The sequence below is a fragment of the Bacteroides mucinivorans genome, assembly GCF_034654355.2.
Classification (GTDB): Bacteria; Bacteroidota; Bacteroidia; order Bacteroidales; family Bacteroidaceae; genus Bacteroides; species Bacteroides nordii.
In genome coordinates this window covers 2,457,784-2,480,555 of sequence record NZ_CP178179.1, presented here as the reverse complement: position 1 = coordinate 2,480,555, position 22,772 = coordinate 2,457,784, and the positions used below count along the sequence as shown (strand labels likewise).

The 22,772-nt window shown below is 42.8% G+C and carries 12 protein-coding genes; all 12 read right to left on the bottom strand.

The genetic code is table 11. The features are described 5' to 3' along the window. Positions 1–313: 313 nt before the first annotated feature. The 12 genes from VCM39_RS09095 to VCM39_RS09040 all read right to left on the bottom strand — a co-directional run bounded on the left by VCM39_RS09095 (position 314) and on the right by VCM39_RS09040 (position 22,696). A complete protein-coding gene (locus VCM39_RS09095; RefSeq protein WP_289293434.1) occupies positions 314–2,488 on the bottom strand; it encodes an alpha-galactosidase in 2,175 nt (724 codons plus the stop codon). Between the two features lie 151 nt (positions 2,489–2,639). Beyond that, entirely contained in the window at positions 2,640–4,790 is a 2,151-nt protein-coding gene (locus tag VCM39_RS09090) for a TIM-barrel domain-containing protein (RefSeq protein ID WP_322933039.1), read from the bottom strand. A gap of 108 nt (positions 4,791–4,898) precedes the next feature. Continuing rightward, positions 4,899–6,827 (bottom strand): glycoside hydrolase family 97 protein, encoded by a 1,929-nt coding sequence (locus tag VCM39_RS09085; protein WP_322933040.1) that lies wholly within the window; start codon positions 6,825–6,827, stop codon positions 4,899–4,901. A gap of 12 nt (positions 6,828–6,839) precedes the next feature. Then, on the bottom strand, positions 6,840–8,213 hold the full coding sequence (locus tag VCM39_RS09080; protein WP_322933041.1) for a glycoside hydrolase family 28 protein: 1,374 nt from the start codon (positions 8,211–8,213) through the stop codon (positions 6,840–6,842). Between the two features lie 18 nt (positions 8,214–8,231). Beyond that, on the bottom strand, positions 8,232–10,442 hold the full coding sequence (locus VCM39_RS09075) for a DUF362 domain-containing protein (RefSeq protein ID WP_221650195.1): 2,211 nt from the start codon (positions 10,440–10,442) through the stop codon (positions 8,232–8,234). 120 nt (positions 10,443–10,562) lie between these two features. After that, complete coding sequence (locus VCM39_RS09070; RefSeq protein WP_322933042.1) at positions 10,563–12,137, bottom strand: DUF362 domain-containing protein; 1,575 nt, start codon at positions 12,135–12,137, stop codon at positions 10,563–10,565. A gap of 304 nt (positions 12,138–12,441) precedes the next feature. Further along, the gene (locus VCM39_RS09065; protein ID WP_322933043.1) at positions 12,442–15,276 is read right to left on the bottom strand and encodes a glycosyl hydrolase family 28-related protein; all 2,835 of its coding nucleotides are present in this window, start codon (positions 15,274–15,276) and stop codon (positions 12,442–12,444) included. Positions 15,277–15,408: 132 nt separating this feature from the next. After that, positions 15,409–16,197, bottom strand: a complete 789-nt coding sequence (locus VCM39_RS09060) for a LytTR family DNA-binding domain-containing protein (RefSeq protein WP_322933044.1) — start codon at positions 16,195–16,197, stop codon at positions 15,409–15,411. Further along, positions 16,190–17,236 (bottom strand): sensor histidine kinase, encoded by a 1,047-nt coding sequence (locus tag VCM39_RS09055; RefSeq protein WP_221650193.1) that lies wholly within the window; start codon positions 17,234–17,236, stop codon positions 16,190–16,192. The genes VCM39_RS09060 and VCM39_RS09055 overlap by 8 nt, the downstream gene beginning before the upstream one ends. A 39-nt stretch (positions 17,237–17,275) precedes the next feature. Further along, on the bottom strand, positions 17,276–18,589 hold the full coding sequence (locus VCM39_RS09050; protein ID WP_289293425.1) for a TolC family protein: 1,314 nt from the start codon (positions 18,587–18,589) through the stop codon (positions 17,276–17,278). After that, a complete protein-coding gene (locus VCM39_RS09045) occupies positions 18,586–21,624 on the bottom strand; it encodes an efflux RND transporter permease subunit (RefSeq protein ID WP_289293424.1) in 3,039 nt (1,012 codons plus the stop codon). Before VCM39_RS09045 ends, VCM39_RS09050 begins: the two co-directional genes overlap by 4 nt. A 10-nt stretch (positions 21,625–21,634) precedes the next feature. Continuing rightward, positions 21,635–22,696 carry an efflux RND transporter periplasmic adaptor subunit gene (locus tag VCM39_RS09040; protein WP_221650190.1) on the bottom strand — a complete coding sequence of 354 codons (1,062 nt, stop codon included), beginning with the start codon at positions 22,694–22,696 and terminating at the stop codon, positions 21,635–21,637. Positions 22,697–22,772 lie beyond the last annotated feature (76 nt).

Here is a 22,772-nt window from a genome sequence, read left to right as displayed (position 1 = left end):
AATGGGTTATAAATATCATTCAACAGGCAATCTGCCAGTCTCCACTTTGCCTGTTTACAGTCTACGCCTTGCCTGCATGCAATATAGGCGTAGGTTCATGCAGGTAAGGGGTTAACTACAAACAGACTTTACAAGATGTAAACGGAACATCAATTGTGCAAATTACGCAAATAAATTTGTAAGAATTGCGTTCCGTCGAAGATAAATAATGTAACAATCAAACTGCTTTGTGCCGACGTACCTTCCCCCGCCCTTTTGAGCCTTCCTCTTTCCGGGGAAGATGTAACAACACAGCGCAGCCCACTGTCAATTGTCAATTGTCCACTGTCAACAGAATCACTGCACTCTCAAACTGATTGCTGAGCGGATTTGCGATACCAGCTGTCATCAACTCTGCTCCAGTGAAAATCTTACCATTGCCTGCAAAACGGGAAGTCTGTCCTTTCGGAAGGCTCACTTCTGTAATACGATAACGTTTATTGGCATCCAGCCCATTTAATAGAATGGCAGGAACGTTACCATCTTCCGTCTGATAAATATAAACAACCGCACATTCTTTATTTTCAGAAACATAACTCAATGATGCTACCGGCTGTTCATACGGAGAAACCAAACGGTACAGATCACCCTGCATCACCAACGGACGGATACTTTCTTTATAAAGTTTCACAGCAGCAGCCAGTTGTTCACGCTCTTCGGGAGTAGCTTTATCCAGTGCCAGATCGATACCGAAAGAGCCACTTAATGCCACGTCAATCGCCATCTTCAGATGACGTTTACCCATACGCGTCACATGTGCCGAGATAGTACTTGCCGGAAAAAAGTGAGAAAAGCCCCACTGAATCTTGATACGTCCCAACGGATCAGTATTATCACTCGGCCAGAAACTATGAAAGTATTGCATTGAACCATAATCCACACGCCCCGAACCTCCGGCACAAAGCATTGCCATCACATCCGGAAAACCTTTTGCAAAGCGATCCATCAACCGGTAAAGTGCCCAGTTGTAATCTATCAACAGATGACTTTGCTTGTCCGGCTGCAAATAGGTAGAACCCGGCTGCGTCACATAGCGGTTACAATCCCACTTCACATACGAAATATCCGGATTGGGACGTAGTGTTTTGTCTATCACCTCCCATTCATACTGTTGCACTTCAGGACGTGTCAGGTCGAGTATCTCCTGATGACGCCCCAGAATCGGTTCACGCTTCTGCTGGGTAATAATCCATTCAGGATGTTTATTATAGAGTTCACTTTGCGGGTTTACCATCTCCGGCTCCAACCAGATACCAAAACCAACTTTACGTTTCAAAGCTTCTTTGGCTATATAAGAGAGTCCGCGTGGAAGTTTTTTTGTAGATACTTCCCAATCACCCAGGCCATGTTTGTCGTCATCACGAGAATAGGATCCGTTACCAAACCAGCCATCATCCAATAAAAAGAGTTCGGCACCAATTTGGCGTGCACCATCAAAAAGTCCTTTCAGACGTTCTTCATCAAATGTACAGTGAGTTGCTTCCCAGTTATTGAGTAATACAGGACGGTCTTTTTCCGCATCACGGATACCGTAAGCACGTGCCCAACGATGAAATTTACGACTAATATCACCTTTCCCCTGTTTACTGTAAGCATAAAGAATAGCAGGTGTAATGAAGGTATCACCACGTTCCAGATGATACTGCGAACCGACCGGATTGATACCTGTCAACACGCGAAGATTATTATTCCAGTCAACCTCAAAGGCAAGCTGAAAACTACCCGCCCATTTCAGAGAACCGGCAAGCACTTCGCCCTTATTCTCATCTGCTTCACCATTAAGAGAAAGAAGGAAAGAAGGAATACGCATCTGATTGGCACGTATGCCAAGCTTAGAATCAAGAACTTTAATACCCGTAGTAAGCTCTTCCTCGGCAAGAGTCGCTTCACGTTTATAATTACCTATGAATTGAGTAAGCCGGTAATTCTTTGCTTTCAGTACAGGAGATGCAGAAGCATAGCGATAAAGTATCACCTTGCCTTTTTCGTTGTGTGTGATTGTGTTCCATATCTCCATCATACTGGTAGATTCATAACACTTGATGTAAATATCTACAGAGAAAGGATAAGCAGGATCTTTCAGAGAAATAACGGTTTGCGTAATGCCGTCACCCAATTGCTCCGTCTTATGATTCGTATAGAGCAATTCCGTAGAGGTATTACCGTCTACATGAGTAGCCTGCAAAGCTGGTTCAGTCAGTACACCATTACCGTAAGGCGGAAGAAACTCCCACTCACGCGAAGGCATTTTAACGGGAACTGTTACCTCTTTAGTTACATCACCAAAAGCAAGCTGATAAAGGCGACCGTCAGTACCAACCATAAAAGATAGTTTCAGGTCACCAGAAGTAACATTAAATAATTGTTTCGCTACAGGATTGTCATCTGCTGCCCAAACTAACAGAGGGCATACAGATAAAAAGAAAAAGAGATAGATGTATTTCTTCATTTTAGTTGAAAATTAAAAGTTTATTCAGTTGAAAATTGAAAGTTGAAAATGAGCTGCGCTGTACCGATACACCTCCTCCGCCCTTCGGCCCCCCTCTCAGAGGGGGATGTGCTGCACTATCATCTACATAGCAACTGTCAATTGTCAACTATCAAATGTCAATTGTCATAAATCGCCAAGTCACCTTTCCTACTGAGTCCGGTTTTCCTTTTTCAGCTTTCGAAATAGTACCCTTCAGTTTACCGTTCTTTTCACGTACCACATTAATATCTCTCCATGCGTATACTCCCTTCTCATAATCAAATGTTTCACCATCATCATCATACAGACGATAAGAGCCATTTGCTTTCCCATAGTGACGAATTTCCAGGTTCACTTTTACTCCCGGTTTCGGTGCATGAAGCATCGGCTCCATCATCGGAATGATAGCTCCGTCTTTCACATATACAGGAATACGATCCAGTCCCGGAGTTGCTGTTATTGTCTCTCCATTACCAACATATGCACCGGTATAAAAATCATACCAATCACCCTGTGGCAGTACGACTTTACGCTCCGTCTGCCCCTTAAACATAGGTGCTACCAGTAAATATTCACCTGCCATATATTGGTCTTTTATTTCTTTAGTCACAGCTTCCAGATAGGGGTTATCTTCCAAACTCTTCTCCTTCAGTTCTGTTGTTACCGCCGCATCCGGATTGAATCCGGCTTCCAAACTCATACCACGGAAAGGAGGAATACCATCAAAATGATAACGCGCAAATTCCGTATACCAGTAAGGCATCATCTGCATACGAAGCAACGCATACTCTTTCACTTGTTCGGCAACCTCCGGAAATGTCCAGGGTTTCGTACCACTACTCCACGCATTAATCATTGCCATCGGAGAAAAAACAACTGACTGGAAACGGCGTAACCAATCTTCCGCAGACTTGGAGCTACGTACCTCCGGAGTCCACAATACCCCACAATATCCGGAGTTGATCAATGCTGTAATAAAGTCCGGGTGACTATAATAATCATTATAAATAACATAAGGCATAGAAGATGCTCCGGCATTTGATGCACGCACCAAACCGAATGTACGTTGATTGCGTGCCTTGTAAAGCTCAGCTGTTGTGCGCTGTACCCAAAGCCCATAAGTCTGCCTCATCTGTTCGGCAGATACTCCCGAAGGAAAAGTAGCCACATCCGGCCAGAGATAGTAATCATATCCGTCTACTTCGTCTACCTTATAACCACTTACACCTATACCTACATGCTCTTTATTCAGTTTATTTTTCCATAAAGAGCGTGCTTTCTCACCAGCCAAATCGGGAACAATACCGCACCACACCGTATGTGAACCACTTACAGGATACATATCCTTATATAGCTTTGAATCAGGAGACACATACGGGTTTGTCCACAGATTGATACGAACGCCTTTGTCGAGCATGTCCTTTACAAAACCCGAAGGATCGGGATAACGCGTAGCATCCCATTCAAAGGTGCAAGGGTATGCTTTGCTTTGCCATCCCGGCTCCAGACCAATAAAGTCCAATGGATATCCCTGACGTTCAAATTCATCAGCCTCTTGTTTTACTTGTTCGGCAGTGTATAGCTTTTGCGTACGTTGTGTAAAACCGAGTCCCCAACGTGGAGGTAACGTACCGCCACCACAGAAAAGGTTGTAACGACGTACTACATCCATTGGAGTAGGACCGGCAAAAAGATATATCTCTGTCCCCGGTGCAGGTACAAGAATAGAAACCGCATCCGAATAAGGGCGTGACGACCAGGATTTATCCGTATTACGATCTTTCGCTACCGGAGCATTGGGACTGTCTTTCAGTGCACCACTTCCGGCATATACGGTAATATAACGTGCCGAATTAATAAATACACCATAGCCCTGGCTGGAAACATAAAAAGGAACCGGAGCATGCGTACGTCCATTGTCCTTACCACCGTAATGGTCTACATGCAGATTCAGGATTTTACCACGTTGATGTACAGTTTGGAAGTTAAGTCCAAAACCATACAGTTGCTCTTTTCTCTGTAAGGGAATACGCAAAGCTGTCTGACCATCTTGAATATCACCTTTTATTTCAGAAGCAAAAGCAGGTAACGTCACCTCCGGTAAACGGCTGAAACCTTCCATTTTAGGAGTAGTACCTGCCACTTGCAACAATGAATAACTCTCGGGAGTTCCTACAACTCCTTTCCAGACACCGGGAGCCACCTGTTCCCAGCTTATTTGTGCAGCAAGCTGCGCGACTGTCCATATGGACAGGACAAAGGTTACAATGTATCTTTTCATTTTTATAATTATTTAATTCAATTGACAGTGAACAATTGACAGTTGACAGTTACTGTGCAGCGTGACAGCGCAGCCAACTGTCAACTGTCAATTATCAACTGTCAACTATTATCTAATCGTTCCCGCAAAACCACCGTTTGCCAATAACTTCACTTTTACTTTTCCATCTACTACAGAGATTACTTCGTTTCCGAAAGAATCTTTATCTTTCCCATCAGTAATCCAGGTAGAAGACAACTCCTTACAAGCCTCCGGTAAAGAGAATTCTAACTCGCGATCTTCATTTTTTCCGTTGATACCACCCACATACCAGACTTTTCCTTTACGACGTGCTACCACTGCAAAATCTGACGGATAACCTGCCAACAATTGGCTTTCGTCCCAAACAGCAGGCACATCTTTCAAGAAGAGTTTGGGCATACGCGGCAATTCTTCATATGCCTCTATTCTATCTGCATAACACTGAAAACCGGATTCAAAGACCACGGCAAGTGCCAGTTGATGTGCTACCGTTGTCTGGCGGATAGCCGGTATCCCCTGCCGTACCTTATCGGAAAAAGTAACGGGTGTATAATCCATTGAACCCACTACATTCCGCGTGAAAGGTACAGTAGCATTGTGTTCTGCTGCCCGGTCACAACGCTCCTGACGTCCTAATGTCTCTGCTCCGCGTATGGCTTCTGTAGTCATCAGATTAGGATAGGTCCGTTCAAATCCACGGGGCAAAGTTGCTCCATGTAAATCAACAAGCAAATAGAATTCAGCAGCATCTTTTAATATAGCCGGATAAAGCTGAATGATACGTTGTTTATCCGTATCGAAGAAATCTACCTTTATACCTCTTACTCCCAACCTGCTGATACGTTCCATTTCTGCCCGACGCAATACAGGATCGGACATCAGACGATGTGTTGGAATGCTATCTGTCTCCCTTCCTGCACCGGAATGATACCATAGCCAAACGCCTACTCCTTTTTCTCCGGCATACTTCACCACATCTTCCATCGTACCTCCATTACCCATTCGCTGCCATCCGGCATCAATCAATACATACTCCCAGCCCATCGCATGATTAAAGTCCACATACTTTATCTGCGTCTTATAATCACGGGTTGTTCCACCGGCATACCACCAACTCCAGGAAGCACGTCCCGGAAGTACCCAGGAATCATCACCTATCACTGACGACGGATTCAAATGAGCAACCATCTGTGTACGGAAAACCGTATTCAGTTCCTTACCCACGATAATAGCACGCCAAGGCGTATACCAAGGGAATGTAGAAACAGGCTCTACCGCATCCGGAACAACAGGTTCTTCTATCTCAGGAAAACGTATCTTATATGCTTTGTTTTTCCCCGAGTTATCAATATGTGTAGCTGGATAAGAACCGTCCAAATAAGCCTCAGTAATCATCATCCAGCAGTCATTGGTATTAAAAAGCATCGGAAAAGCCCAGCCACGACCGTGGGAAGCTTCGGTGTTGATAGCAATTCCGTTCTTTGAATACTGCTCGTAACTTGGTTTGTGACGTTCATTCCAGTCATACGGATGAATCCATGCTTTGCCGTTGGCAGGTACTGAAAATTCTGTTAACTCATCTGTTATCGTATGTTGTTTCCCATCATCCTCTTGTGTAAAGGCGTAACGGAAGGCAATACCATCATCGTATGCCCGTACAATCAACTGAAAATTGTCAAAAGGAATCGTCATCTCCCGACAAGCATTAACAGTCCGGAGTTGTTTGCCTGCCTTCAGCTCATAAGGTTCATTAATTGTTTTCACTACTGCTTTTCCAACGGGGCGCGCATCTTTCCCATATTCTATCCCATCCATCACAAGCCCGAGACGGGAAGGATTGATTACTAATGAGTCACCACAATAAACGGAATATTGAAGTATAGTTGTCCCTTCACCTTCCGGTACCTGTGTTGCAACAAAGCGTACTGCACCATCGGGTGAAGCCAACGTCCACTCTTTCTCAGCCCGGCATCCCAGACAACAAAAGAGAATTAACGAATAAAAGATTGCTTTCATAATATTTTGTCTTTATTTGTATATTTCCATATCACCATCCTCACAAATAATCTCAGGACGTGCATCGGGATTCTTTAGTTCAAAGGTTACGTTCTTTAGTTTCAATCCGCGTACGTGACGTGCCCAAACACCATAAGCCGGAATCTTCGGGCCAAAGGTTTTTACTTCCGGATACTGGTCTATTGCCTCCGGCACTTTAGAGAGAGCATCTTCGGAAGTTCCCGTACCGAGCAGACGAATCTGTATATTTTCAAGTGTCAGATTAGTGATGTAATGTCCTGGAATACCAGTAATAAGAATACCGGAGGGAGGAGTGAGCTGTGCTTTATCAGCAGCTACAGCTTTTACATTCCGGATCGTGACATTTTCAAATACCCCCACCGGTTGTTGTGTATCCTGTCCTTTACGAAATACACTCAAACGGGCACCGAGACGGAAAAGCATCGGAGTGCGTACTTCTTCCATCGTGATATCTGAGATTTCGACATTACGCAGGTGAGCTCCGTCTACCGAGAAAAGCTTGATCCCTCCATTCTTTGTATCATAAATGTGACAGTTACTGATACGAATATTCTCGAAACCAGCCATGGATTCCGTACCCATCTTAATACCAGCCTGATTACTTTTGAGCTTCATATTCTCTACAACGATATCATCACATCCCATTTTACTGGAAGTTGTCTTGAAGCAAAGTGCATCATCACCACTGATTATATCACAATTGCTGATACGCACATGCTGACAACCGTCGATATTAATTCCGTCATTGTGTGCAACCCCGAAACTACGAATCGTTACATTGTCTATCTTCACATTGTGACACTGAAAGTAGTGGGAAGTCCAAGCACCGGCATACTTCAAGGTAACATCACGTACAGTTACCCCTTCGCAACGTACCAGGCGAAGCAAAAAGGGACGAAGTCCCCAACGCTCACCCTCGGGGCGTGTATCCACTTTGATGTGTCTTTCTTTTAGTGCAGAGCCCTGACCGTCGATACTGCCTTCTCCTTCAAGAGTGACATTCTTTGCGTCAACAGCCACCAACAATGCCCAACCGACATCAATGCCCAAGCCTTCTGTAAAAGGATCGAGATTGTCATAGGCTTTATAATCCGTAGTACCCAAAATCAAAGCATCCTTTTCCAAATGCAGGGTCACATTATCTTTCAGTACAATCGTAGCCGAAAGATAGGTACCAACCGGAACAAGTACCGTGCCACCTCCAGCCTTATGGCAGGCATCAATTGCCTTTTGAATAGCAGGAGAATCCAGCTTCTTCCCATTACCACGGGCACCGTATTTCTTCACATTAAAAGTTTCTGCAGATGCACCTGTAATCAGGAACAGCATCGTGAATAGAAAAATACAGAGTCTTTTTGTCGTCATAAGTTGTGAGTTTTTAGTTTATAAGTTTTTTAGTTTCTTCTCTCTCGCTACCGTTACCGAATAAATGCGATTGCTACGTTTTCCCAAATGTTCCAACTTCATAGAATTCTTTCCGGCAGTCAATGTCACCGGAAAAGCAAACTCTCCTTTTTTACTACCCGACGTAGCCAAATAACCAATATTCTCACTTACCAACTGATCGTTAAGGTATAGGTAAGAAGGTACCGGACTACCACCCGAATAAGAAAACAACAAATAATATTCTCCTGTTACAGGTACGTCAATCTGCCATGTCAGCGCTCCTTTAGAACTCCCTTTTTCACCCCGAAACTCTGCAAAGCCTCCGGCTTCAACAACGGCAGAACCTTCGGTTTGTGCTTCTTTTACATCATAACAACGTGTATCTGTAAAACTCCTGACAACCAGTTTCTGTGCAGCTTGCACCATTCCACCTTTCTTCACAACCAGTTCATACATTAATGATGTCTCCGGTTTCACTACACAAGAACCGTTGGCAGCCACAGTCTCTCCGTTCAATAAGACCTCTTCTCCATTTGATGTTTTCCAATACAAAGTGACGGGTTGATCTTCTATTTGGGAAATACAGTCGGAATAAAAATATTCAATAGCGGGACGTCCTGCATCCAGAGGAACACGATAAAGTTCAATCCCTTTACCTGTCTTCAGATTACGCGAGTACATACGGTCATCCGGGTTATTCCAGTGTTCATGTACCCCCAGGCTCTTCTGTGCCCGTCCTTCATATCTGATTCCTGAAGGAGGATTTCCTATATTCGCCGCTTCATGCATAAAGTTGTCTGCATTGGCAGCAACAGGCATCTCCGAACGTATAAAATCCAGTACCACCGACTCTATAGCTACCTGGTCATTGGAAGCCAAAAAACTTGATGTCCATCCGTCATTAAAGGGAGCGCGTTTGAAACGAACAGCACGCCCGTTATGAATAGGATTCACATACATAGCATCTACAATGTATACAAGCGTGTTTCCTCCCAAACGTTCATGTGCCATCAAATCAACAATGCTATTATATGTTCCCATCCCCCGAAACTTAGACCAGTCGCGGATGGACAGATGCAAAGGAGAAACATTGCCAATGGAGCCGAATTGATTTTTACCGGTAGCCGTTATTCCGGTCTGCCCTGCACTGTCCTTCCAATTGTCAGTAGGACGGGAATGCCGCTTCATCAATGCCATATTAATCATATAATCCGCCTCATAAGCAACACGTGCCAAACTCATTGCACCCGGATCGGTTATTTCACTTGAATAGTGAATGATATCGGGTACAAAACCTCCCCAATTCTGATAAACCACATCGGGATAAACCGGTTGCAGGTAAGTATAGATGGCAGAGATACCACGGCGCTGTGCATCATATACCGTAATGCAGTGCTGAGGTACGTTCATTATATCGACCAACTGATGCAGAAGTGCATAAACAGATTGTGGAGTAGCATCTATTATATTGCTTCCGCCATTATCATTCAAATTTACTTTTATAGCTATTTTTTCTCCTTCTTTATATCCTGTAGCCCCTTTACCTTTTTTCTTATTAAAGGTACGGAACAGTTCATCCCAGGCACGGTCTATTGTTTTTTGGTGGGTCAGCGAAATGATGACTCCCTCCATCATGTCACATACACGGGTCTGACTGTTATTATCCGCATCAGAATAAAGTCCGTGTTCACCATCCCAGACCGCTGCCTGCGGATCGTGTGCCCAAGCTACACGTCCCGGATGAATCCCCCGCGCCACTCCCATCGGTGTATTGGGTTTATCTGTCGGAGTAAAAGTACCCATATCCGAACCATTATCTATCTGCTTACCAATCGCCTGTCCGAACAAAGAATTATCTACCGACATTATATATAATGTACCCGAAAGTAAAACACCGGCAAAAAGTACAGCAAGCCCCTTATAGAAATGTCGTGAATTCCGGAGTTGAAGAAATTTCTTCCAGGCCCCCCACCCTAATAATGTACTACTGAAAAAAGCCAGAAAAGAAAAAGCCAGTGGCGCTGCCACTTGCTGACAGGGATAAGCAATGCGTGAAGGTTTAGGTACTACTCGAATGAGAAACCAGATTAGTGCCGTTAACCCCATTAATGGGAAGCAGATTTTAAGAACCACATTCTTTTTATTAATACCCACAATTCGTCCACTTCGGGGACAGGTTTTGAAAAACCAATTCTTTATCTTTTTCATATTATCAGATACATTAAGTTCTCACTTTATTACGTCACAAAAGTAGTTATATAAAAAAGAGACGATTTTAAGTATTCATTCAAATACTATAGAAATCGTCTCATACATCAATAAAAACACTTATTTCTTCTTATATACCAGTTCTATTCCGCCCACTTGTCCTAAATTGCGACTGTACTGTTTATCCACAGGATTATTCCAATGTTCCAATACACCAAGACTATGTACACCTGTTCCGTCCTGTTCGGGATCATAGAAAGTGCCGGATAGCGGATTATCTGCCAATGCTGCCTCCACAAGATACATATCACAGTAATTCACATCTGCCATCCGTGGAAATTCCGCACAAAGAAAATCAATACCTACAGCATCAATTGCTACAGGATCTTGTGAAGCAAACAAAGAACAGGGCCAATTGCCACCAAAGGGTTCCATCTTCCATTTCCCGGAAGGAGCACCATTCACCTTTTCTGATCCATAAAGCCCGTCAATAAGATAAAGCATGGTCTTCTGCCCCAAATCTTTGTGAGCGATATAATCAGTAAACGTCATATATCGCGGACGTCCGCCACGATCTTGATTAAAGTTATTATGCTGATTCTTACGGAAATTACGATCAATATCAGTGACGCCATACCAGTTTTTTGCACAAAGCGTAACACCTTGTCCTCCATGTCCTTTCAATAAAGCCATATTGATAAGATAATCGGCCTCAACAGCACAACGAGCCAAACCGCGAGCCAGTTTTCCATTATCAACCGAGTAAGGTATAGCATCGGAGATATAGGTTGATTTCATCCGCCCGTTGCCCCCTTCATTATCCAGATAAGCTACATCAGGAAACTCTGCATGACATTTTTTAAATAAAGTATGAGTGATAAAGCGACTCGCATCAAACACCGTTATCTGTTGTTGAGGAATCCCCCCTTCGTATATCAGGCTACGCAATAAGGAAAGTACAAGATGCGGAGAAGCATTCAGTTCTTCGGAGTCATCATGCGAAAACGTATTGTTCTGATTGATCTTAATGGCAATCTTTTCTCCTTTCCGATATCCCTTACTACCTTTGCCATGTTCACGATTAAAGTAGGAAAACAGAGTATTCCATGCTTTCTCCTCACTTTTCTCACCTGTCAAAGAAAGAAGAGACTGTACCACTAACCAATTTGCATCCGACTGGTTAGTGTAATGGTCTTCATACCAGAAACCAGTACCTTTCTCCCATGTTGCAGCCCCGGGAGCATGTGACCAGACAACACGACCGGGATAAATTCCTTTTGCCGTACCCACCGGGTTATTCTTTCCCCATGCCATCTTCGGTTCACTAACAGGAAGAACGATTTGTGCCAGCATCTCTCCACTGTTCTCTATCGCCATCATACCTCCGAAGAATATCAATAAAAAGAAAAACAACGTTGTATAAAGATAATGACGTGCATGCAATGCCTGCTTCATCTTCCGGTAACTGAACCATGCACCTGTAAAAGACAACAGATAGACAACAAAAGCAGACATCACAGGAGCAGCTGCCTGCATACAAGGATAGGTAGCCCGCGAAGGCTTAGGAACCACACGAACCAGAAACCAAACTGTAGAAGAGATACCCAACCCCCAAAAGAGGAAAATGTGATACCACCTGGCTCTGCTACAACTCTCAGCTTTCTGCCTGAAATAGAGATATATCTTCTTTATCATTTCTTTAACTATTAATTATAATAAGTACTGTATCCTAATTAAATGATCGTATCATTGAAACGCAGATTATCACAAATTCACGCAAAGAATATCGTCTCTCAAGTACAGCAAGCTATCTCATTTACGATAATCTGCGATCATTTGCGTTTTAATAAAACGCTATCATAGTATGAATTAAATTTGAAGTATTACTTAAGTAATAATACTTAGTGCTTCGTTACATATATTGTTATGCTCCATTACATATATCGTTATACCTCGTTACATATACTGTTAGGAAGGCTCCGCTCTGATGAGAAGAAAATCACTGTCTTATGTCTTCACAATTTATCAATTTCACTTCATCTTTATCCGATATTCCTTTATCCACCTGCAAGTTTTCTATCTCACCTCCTATCACATCATCCATCACTACAGCATAGCGTCCATCCGGTTGTTCGGAAGTAATATGACAATTTTTCAATAGGAAACCTTTGACGTGGCGTGCCCAGAACCCAAACGCCGGCTGTATCTTCAGGTCCCCTACATTATAGCGACCTACTCCTATCTCCGGTGGATATGCTTTTGCATCTTCCGAAGGGTGTCCTCCCTTTACTTTTAAACTTACATCGTGAAATTGCACATTATTGATATATCCTGTATGATTCCCATCCGGCAGACGGAATGTCAACCCACCTTCCACTACGTCCGAATCAGGCAGTTTAAACCCTGCAATGATAGGAGTCGCTTTACTTTGTGAGCCGTCATAAGCTTTCCAACGGTCACCACGAAATGAACTACCACCATAGACCTCTTCAATATCCACCCCACAGATAACAATATTCTCTACCTGACCAATGTTAGAATTGGTTACAAGCAACTCCTTACGCACCACCCCATTTTCAGTGAAAGTAAACGGAGCAACATCAGCTCCCAGTACGCGCCCACGATTGGAAATAGAGATAAAGAAGGGTGCTCTTGTACGACGCATTACCGAACGGGAATGTATAGAACCTGTTTTACCGCTATTCAGATAAACATTCTTCACATGGCCACCATCATTGGTAGAAATAGAAAAACCCGCCTTATTAGCACCCAACACATATATATTATCTACATACAGATCCTGAATATCATCTGCCGTTTCTGATCCTATCTGAAAGAGATTACAGTTAGTATCTCCTACAATATTCCTCACCATGTAATGGCGTGCCGGACGGGTAAAGCCCAATGAACAATCCGAACCGGGTTTTACAATATCATCCGAACTTACTTTAGAGTAGATATTCGTTACTGTCACATCATTGCATGCCATAAAATCATAAATATCGCGAGCATTCTTTGTGCTATGTTTTGCAAAGTAAGTATCATGTACATGAATACCATCTGTACCTGTAGCCAACAACACAAAATGCCCTCCCTGATCAATGTGCAGCATTGTACTGTCACTATATAGCCTGTTATCTCCCTCTATATAATAAGGTCTATCTTTTTCCGGATCATACCACATATCCTTCTTTATATCCCATCCGCCAATCTCTACATTCGTACATAACTTTAAAGAAAACATTTTATCACTACGTTTCTCCGGAGAATTATTCATCACCTTATCTGAAGTTACAATATTACCATTACCGGTAATACGCCCCGTACCTACAATTTTTACATTGTCAATTCGTTCTCCAAAGAACATACAATTACGAAAGAAAGTATGTCCTACATCTTGTTTCGTAAGATAATTTTCCGGGTCGGCATAAGGACGCGGGTCTGTGGGCGAGAGCCCTGAACGATAAGCACGATCACTAAACCAGGTAGTCTCGGGAGCATCGGCACCGGGTAATGCTTGTATCGTAGCATCACTATCCAGATGCAGCCACACATTACTTTGCAAATGGATAGTACGTACATTATAGGTTCCTTTAGTAAACCGAAGTATGCCACCTCCCAGACGGTTCATATTGATAATTGCCTCATTGATAGCTTCCGTATCATCGGTTACTCCATCTCCTTTTACACGATAATCTCTGATATCTTTTCGTCCGGTATAAAACCATACAATGTTGGATTCTCCTTTATTCTGTCCTCCTGTTACACGAAGTTTGAAAGCATACAGGCGATTCGGTTCCAATCCATTCGCAGCTGTTTCACGACTATCAGGAGTTACTTCTGCCCGGGCTGTTGTCCATGTATTCCCACCATCTGCCGATTGAAGCAGTTCTACAGAAGAAGCATTGTGAGGCGGAGTCCAAGAAAAAGAGGCATACGTATATTCCTGTCCGGGACGATACGCAAAATCACGTAACGGAGTACGTACAAGATCAGCAACAGTGGTTATGCCTTCCAGGTCTGCTACAGCAACAGGACTCTGTAACGCTTCCGGCTTCGAAGTTGTATAGATAGCTTCAAAGCGATTTATTCCTTTATGCACCGGAGCTACTCCACGAAAGCAGATCCGCAGATCCGGACCGTTTGAAGGCCGAAAATCAAGGCCACTAAACACAATCACCGTTCCCCGGTCACCTTCATCCCGCAGGATCACATTCCCCACTTTATTATATGAATAGTGAGTTCCGGTACGCCCTATCGATTGTTTAGGCAGATCACGCAATAACACTTCACCACGTCCTATCACGTTCACGGTTGTATTATCAAGTGTCACAACGATACCTGCCGGGACACGTATCTCTACCTTCACCATCGGACTGCGCTGTCCGGCCCGGAAATCAAGAACAATGTTACCCGGCGCATTTACTGTAGCCTGTTCCCGGTGCAATAACAACTGTGCCGGAAGAGCAGCATTTCTTATTCCAATCATCCACCGCCGGGTGACTTTTCCCTGTGAAGAAACTAATTCCATACGATCACCTTCCTGGGGCATTCTATCTACCTTGATATTACCATGCAGATCCGTCACCCGGCAAACAGCTTTTTCCGATTCGGAAAAAAGTTCTACTAATTCAGTAACGGAAGGTAAAGTAGAAACCAGTCCCTCCCCCTCGGGAGTATCTACTGTATATCGGTACGTCGTTCCGGAAGATAATAATAAAGAATCTGCTTTCAAGACCCAGGGAGTAAGCCCGGAAGCTGCCTGTGCACTCATTCCCAGACAACATAAAGCAAACCAAAGCACAGGTGTTTTTCGTGTAATAGAATTCATCATTCAATCCTCTAAAATAGTTTTAATTCTCAATTAACTTTATCACAGCGGCAAAGCTAACGGAAAAAAGAAAAAAGCCTTTGCAGTGTTGTCGCAAAGGCTTTCAATTTTATATCATAAATGTAGAAACAAGAGTCAATAATTGAGCCAAACCTTAAATGAAGCTATCTTCTCCTTACTTACCAATATTTTGTCTTTGAATGGGGGAACGACCTCTACCACTACTTTATTTTGAAAATAAGGCTCTATTTTACGGATAGCATTTATTTCTACAAGCGTCTGCCGGTTAGTACGAAAAAAGTTATCCGGATCCAATTGTTCTCCCAATTTATCCAATGAGAAATCTACAATATATTCCCTCCCTTGCCGGGTAACGGCAAATGTCACCCGGTTCTCCGAATAGAAATAGGCCACATCACTCACCGGAAGTGTTATCAGTCTTTCGCCCACTGAAATAAGAAAACGGGTACGATAGCGTTTCACCGGACTTGAAAGAGTACGTAACACTTCCAGCATTTCATTCTGATGACTAAATTCATTCTCAGGATACCGACTGTGTAAAGTATCAAATTTATCCAAAGTATCGGCTAAACGTTCCCGGTGAATCGGCTTTAATAAATAATCGATGCTATTGACAGTGAAAGCACGAACGGCATAAGTATCAAAAGCCGTTGTAAACACAATCATACTTTGAGGAGAAGCCCTCTCAATAAAGAGAAAAGAGTTACCATCCATCAACTGAATGTCCAAAAAAAGAATATCGGGATGTGGATTCTCACCAAACCACTCCACAGCCTCTTCAATATTGCCAGGCAACAAGAGTATCTCCCATTCCGGACGAAGTTCTGCCAGCATTCTGTTCAGTAAACGGGCAGCAGGTATTTCATCTTCAATTATAGCTACCCGGACAATAGGGTTATTCATGCAACAATGGTATTTTAACAAAAAATAAATCGGATGTATGTTCAATAGTTATCTCTCTTCCACATATAAGACGATAACGAGAAGATAAATTTCTCAATCCTATGCCCGAGGACTGTACAGACTTTTTAGGACGAAGGCTATTGCTCACCACCAACCGGTCTTCTGCCTCTGAATAAGTAATAGAAATAACCATAGGATTACGAATAGAAATCATATTATGCTTTATTACATTCTCGGCAAGTAGTTGAAGTGTCAGTGGAGGCAATTTACTTTCCAACAATGATTCATCCAACCGACAATCTACACAGATACAATCGCCCAAACGGACACGATGCAGAAAAATATACGAATTAAGAAACTCCAACTCATCACTCAACGTTGTGAGGCGCTGCTGCTGGCATTGAAGAATATAACGATACACATCGGACAGGTGTTGTGTAAACTGTACGGCATTTTGAGGATTATACTCTATTTCAGAAATCAATGTGTTGAGGCTATTAAATAGAAAATGTGGATTGAGCTGGCTTTGCAAAGCCTGATACTGTGCTTCGATAGAACTTTCTTCCAAACTTCTGTTCCGCTTATAAAGTACAATGGTATGCCGATAGAAATTATTAGTTGCCGTCAATCCGATAATCACCATCTCTACCAACCAAACAAGTAAAAGTAACCGTATACCGGACCAGCGAATATAAAACAGGCGATCGACATCCGCCATCCACTTCAGACCTACGAACAACAGATAGTTCAAAAGAAATAATAATATCCCCAATCCGACATAATACAGTAATACTCTTCTACGCTTTTCAACAAAGAAAAGAAATCCGCGCTTTAACCATGAGTCTACCAGAATAATACAGAAGCCCATTGCATTGAAAGCCAGCATTACGCCAATGATAAAGCCCAATGAAGTAAAATCCAGATCGTCACGTTTAGGTAAATCCGAATAAAGTGCCAGCAGCAAATACGAGAAACATCCTAACCCGGAGAAAAGCAGGACATTCAATAACCGGACATATCGGGGATGAAAAGTTCTCATAAAACACAGGAATAATTATATAAGTACAAAGATAAACATTTATATTGATAACAGTCCCAATGCCCGTACAAATGCCGAATAACTGATCTGAGCCGTCAGACGCGACTGTACAAAATTCATTTGTGCCGTCAGATGAAACATTTGTGCATCCAATACACCATCAACGGACATCTTGCCTTCACGATAACGTTCCAGAGCCATATCTTCGTTCTCCCGAGCTTTCATCAGAGAGTTCTCTGTTAGTGTCACTCGCTCCACAGCCTGCACATAATTGTAGTAAGCCGATTGCACTTCAAGGCTCACCACATCTTTGACCTTACTGAAATTTTCTCTTGCGATAGCTACCCGATACTCTCCCGCTCGTTTCTCATTACGACGTTTTCCCCATTCAAATAAAGGAATACTGACTTTAGCATATACAGCGTAATTAGGATCAAGATCTGCTTTAAAATTATATCCCGGAGAACTATAACTACCATCTACCCCCACATAGAACTGTGGCAGGAACTGCGACTGATTGAGCTTATGTGCCGATTCCTGTATTGAAATCTTATCTTGTGCCATACGCAATTCCGGCCGATTATTACCTGCCTGATTCATATAGGCAGGCAGACTACCAACCTCATGGATCGGAGATACCAATGTGTCAATCGGTATCATTAAATTATAATCAACTCCTATAAAAGAGTTAAGTGACATACGTGCCACCTCGTAGTTATTCTCTGCCTGCATCAACTGATAACGGGCATCATTCAATTTGACTTCTGCCATCAGCAGATCATTACGGTCTATCAGTTGTACTTCTACCCGCTCACGTACCACCTTGGTTAATTCTTCTACCGATCCGGTAAACCGGCGGGTAACCTTTACCATCTCATTACGTGCCACCGTACTCCAATAGCGTAAATCTGCTTCGTAACAGATATCAGACTTTATCATCTCCGATTGATTAAGAGCCAGACGACTTTCTGCCTCTGCTTTTTTCACTCCTTCGCGGATACGTCCTCCGGTGTACAACGGCTGAGTCAGTGAAACGGAAGCTCCATATTTCATGTGTCGCCCTTCAAATTGGAGTGGATTATCCAGAGAAGGTAAATCTAATGAAAGTTCTATCGGATTACCCGTATAATTGAAATTTGCTCCGGCAGAAAGCTTTGGCTTATATTCTGTTTTGGCAGATTTCTCCAACTCTTTACTTAAAGCAATATTCTTTTCGGCAGCTTTCATGTCCTGATTATATTGCAAAGCACGGTTACGATATTGACTCAGTAACTCGCTATGCTGCCCATAAACGGGAACAACAAAAAACATTGCCGATATTATTAACTGAAACACTTTCTTTTCTATATTCATAATTCCTTTTTTACATTATAAAATACAGCATACAACGCTGGAGTAATAAACAAAGTAAGTAATGTAGCAAATGTCAGTCCGAACACAATAGCTGCAGCCATACCTGCAAATACTACATCAAAAAGAAGTGGTACCATACCCAGTATGGTCGTTACCGCTGCCATCAATACCGGGCGTACACGTGACACGGTAGACTCAATAATAGCTGTATATGGTTTTACTCCGGTACGAAGCTGAATATTTACCTCATCCAGCAATACAATCACATTTTTAATAATCATACCCAACAATCCCAACCATCCTGCTATGCTGAAAAAGCCAAATTCCGTCCCTGTCACCAGCTGACCAAATACGACTCCTATTACTGAAAGCGGCAAAATCAGGAAAGTGATCAATGGCTGACGATAGTTGCGGAACAGGGCTACCAAAATAAGAATCAATAACAATAATGCCAGTGGAAAGAACTTCGTTAATGCAGCCATTCCTTCTTTCTGCGTTTTGTATTGTGCATCCCAAAAGAAAGTGTACCCTTCCGGAAGCTGTATCTTCTCTATCTCGTCTTTTATTTCAGCATGCACTTCCGCCATGGTATGTCCCGGTTGCACGTCACACATGGCCGCCATAGATAGTTGCCGGTTGTAGGTACGTATCAAAGGATATTCCCAGCCGATACGGATGTCTTTGGTTACCTGTGCCAATGGAGCCGAGTGGATTCCGTTCCATACAGCAAGATCTCCCAATTGATCAAGGTTCATTTCACGGGACATGTCCGACTTCAGCAAAACCGGTACTTTTTTCTCATTGTCACGATAAATACCAACCGACACTCCATCCCCAATCGCTTTTGTCGCTTCCATCATATTATCTTTACCGATATTCAACTGCCCCGCTTGTACCGATTCATAATCCGTCTGCACTATCATGGCCATATTTCCCCATTCATTACGGGCATTCGCAACTTTCGGATTGCGACGCATCACACCAAGCGCCAACTCTGTCAATGAATCCAGTATTGCTTCGTCCGGACCACAGAAACGGGCTTCTATCAATGCCTGTGGCACTGTACTCAACTCAAAACGGTTTACTCTCATAAAGACATCCGGGAATTGTCTGCCTACCGTATCACGAAGTACTGCCTGTAACTCACGTGCTTCTTCCGGCGAACGTGCTTCAACAATACACTGTGCATAATTGGGCTGAGGACCAAAAGACGTATTAGCCAAATAAAAACGCGGAGGAGTTTGACCGATAAATGTAGATACCTGCCGGGTTGTTTCAAAGCTTTCCAAGAAGTCGGATATATCTTTAGTAGCAGCTTCCATCTGCTCTATTTTCGTCCCTTCGGGCATCCACATATCAATCGTGAAATATTGCTTATTAAGTTGTGGTGTAAATCGTTTCGGAATAAAATGAAATCCCCATCCCGAAAAGAATAACAAACCGACCATTACTCCCAACAGAAGATACTTCCGCCGAATGGTATATTCCAACATCTTCCGGAACCAATTGTATACTTTCCCCTGATAAAGTTCGCTTTTCAATTCTTCGGGACGAGGACGTCTCACAAACAGTTCGATAAAAAGAGCGTTTTGCGTAATGGCAAATACCCAACTAAACAACAATGATACTGCTATTACAATGAAAAGAGACGAAAGCAGTTCTCCCGTAATATCAGGAGAAAGATAAACCGGCATAAATGTCAGAATGGCAATCACCGTAGCAGCAAGCAAAGGTATGGCTGTATCGGATATTGCTTTCATGATAGCATTACGTTTCCGCATTCCCCGTTCCATATTCATCAATGCCGAATCAAATACTACAATGGCATTGTCTACAAGCATCCCCATAGCAATGATAATAGCTGCCAAAGACATACGTTGCAGAGCGATACCGTTGGCATGCATATAAATAAGAGTTGCCAAAATAGAAAACACCAGTCCGCTCCCTATCAGTACACCATTCTTGAAACCAATAAAGAAAAGCAACACTGCCACCACCGTAATAACAGAAATAATCAGATTCAGAATAAAACCATCATTAGCAACCGCTGATTCATATCCCTGATCATAGATTGGGGTCAGTTTATATCCGTCAGGCATCTCTGTGCTGATACGTTCCACTGTCTCCTTTACAAGAGCAGCCATATCGACTACATTTCCATCCGCCACGGTAGAAATAGCAATACCCAGGGCAGGCGTATTATTAATCTTCATCAGATTACGCGCCGGACGCATATACTCCTCACTGAGGTTTGCCACCTCCTTCAGCCGAAAGTATTCTCCGGTTCCGGAGATAATTGTCATATTTTCAATCTCTTCCAGATTAGTGAAACTACCACGTGCTTCAATACGAAGGCGATTATTCCCATTCTCAACAGCTCCTGCATCCACAACCTTGTTTTGTTTATCGAATGCACGGACTATATCCGCTGTCGTTATGCCCGTCTGAGCCATTAATGAAGGTTGTACCAACACCTCGATTACAGGATTTTGAATACCAAAAACTTCTACTTTAGCTACATTTTTAATTTTAAGCAGTTCATTTTTTATGCTTTTGGCCTGATCTTCCAATTCTCGATACGAATACTTTTCACCATATAAGCCATAGAATACTCCAAGGACATCCCCAAAGTCATCGTTCACTACCGAGGTGGCAGCACCCGCAGGAAGCTTGGATTGTGCATCATTCACTTTACGACGAAGTTTATCCCACAACTGTTGCATTTCATCTGCACGAATTTCTTTCTTGACATATACAGTAATTTTTGATAATCCGGCACGGTTATCCGTTTTCAGATAGTATAATTCGCCCAACGACTGAATAGCCTCTTCAAGCACATCAGTGACCTGTATCTGTACCTCATGAGGTGATGCACCCGGATAAGCAGTAGTCACAAGTGCCTGCTTAATGGTAAAAGGCGCATCCTCCAGTTTACCCATTTTAAAATACGAATAGAGTCCTCCCGCTAATACCAGAAACAAAATCAGCATTGCAAAAGCACGATTCTTCAAAAAGAATGCAACAATTTTTTTCATACCTCTTTGTTTATTTGATAACGTTTACTTCCCGGCCTTCCGAAAGAAATCCAAGCCCGCTTAGTACAACTACATCACCCGCAGAAAGCCCTGATACAACCTCTATTTTGTTATCGTTCTTTAAATCCCCTATATTCACAGGAACAGTCTGTACCCGGTTATCTTCTGTCAGTTTCCATACAAAAGTTCCTGTCGTAGGGCGATGACACACTGCCAATTGAGGAATAAAAACGGATTCCTTTTCTACTGTTGAATCACCAGGAAGTGTGATTGTTAGCGTACCACTCATACCACCCAATAATTCATTATTCCGATTATCGAGAACAGCTGTTAACAGAAAAGAAAGATTATTGGAGGTAGTACTTTTAGACACTTCTACATCCGTAGTAGTATAAACTTTATCTTTCAATGCATCAAAGCGGAACTTTAACCCGCTACCCGAGGAGACAGCAAGTTGTTTTTGCAGAATAACAGCCATATTTTCAGGGATATAAGCCTCTATTTTCAGACGTGAAAGATCTATGAAACTAACCACAGGTTGCGAAGCACGTACCTCCTGATATCGCTCTATATTCACCGTCTGGATATATCCGTCAAAAGGGGCATACAGACGGGTGTCCTCCCATTCATTAGCTGCCGTTTGGTATACGGCACGGGCTATGACACAATCTGCTTTTGCTTTCTCATAAGTACTGGCTGAGATATTTTCCTTCTCATACAATGCAGCGATTCGCTTATATTCTGCTTCTGCCTGTTGATACACAGCTTCCGCTTTCTCTTTACGTACTTTAAAATCGCGGTCGTCAATAGAAGCTATCACCTCTCCTTTACGGAAAAGCTGACCAGACCTGACATCAAAATTCAATACAGGACCACCTACACGAAAAGAAAGCTCGGTAGACTTAAACGGTTGAGACAGGAAAGTAAATTCTCTGTCCGGTTCACTAACTGCCCGTTCGGCACAAAATACTCTCACTGGCATAGCTTCCTCTTTTTTACTTTTCTGCTCTGTGCTACACGAAGCCAGAAAGGTGACAGTGAGGAAGAGATACATTAACTCCTTCATATTCATTGATTACACATTTTGGGAGTAAACGTACGAGTTAGTTTTCTGAAAGAAAGGAAAAGATTTACCGAAACGGAATATT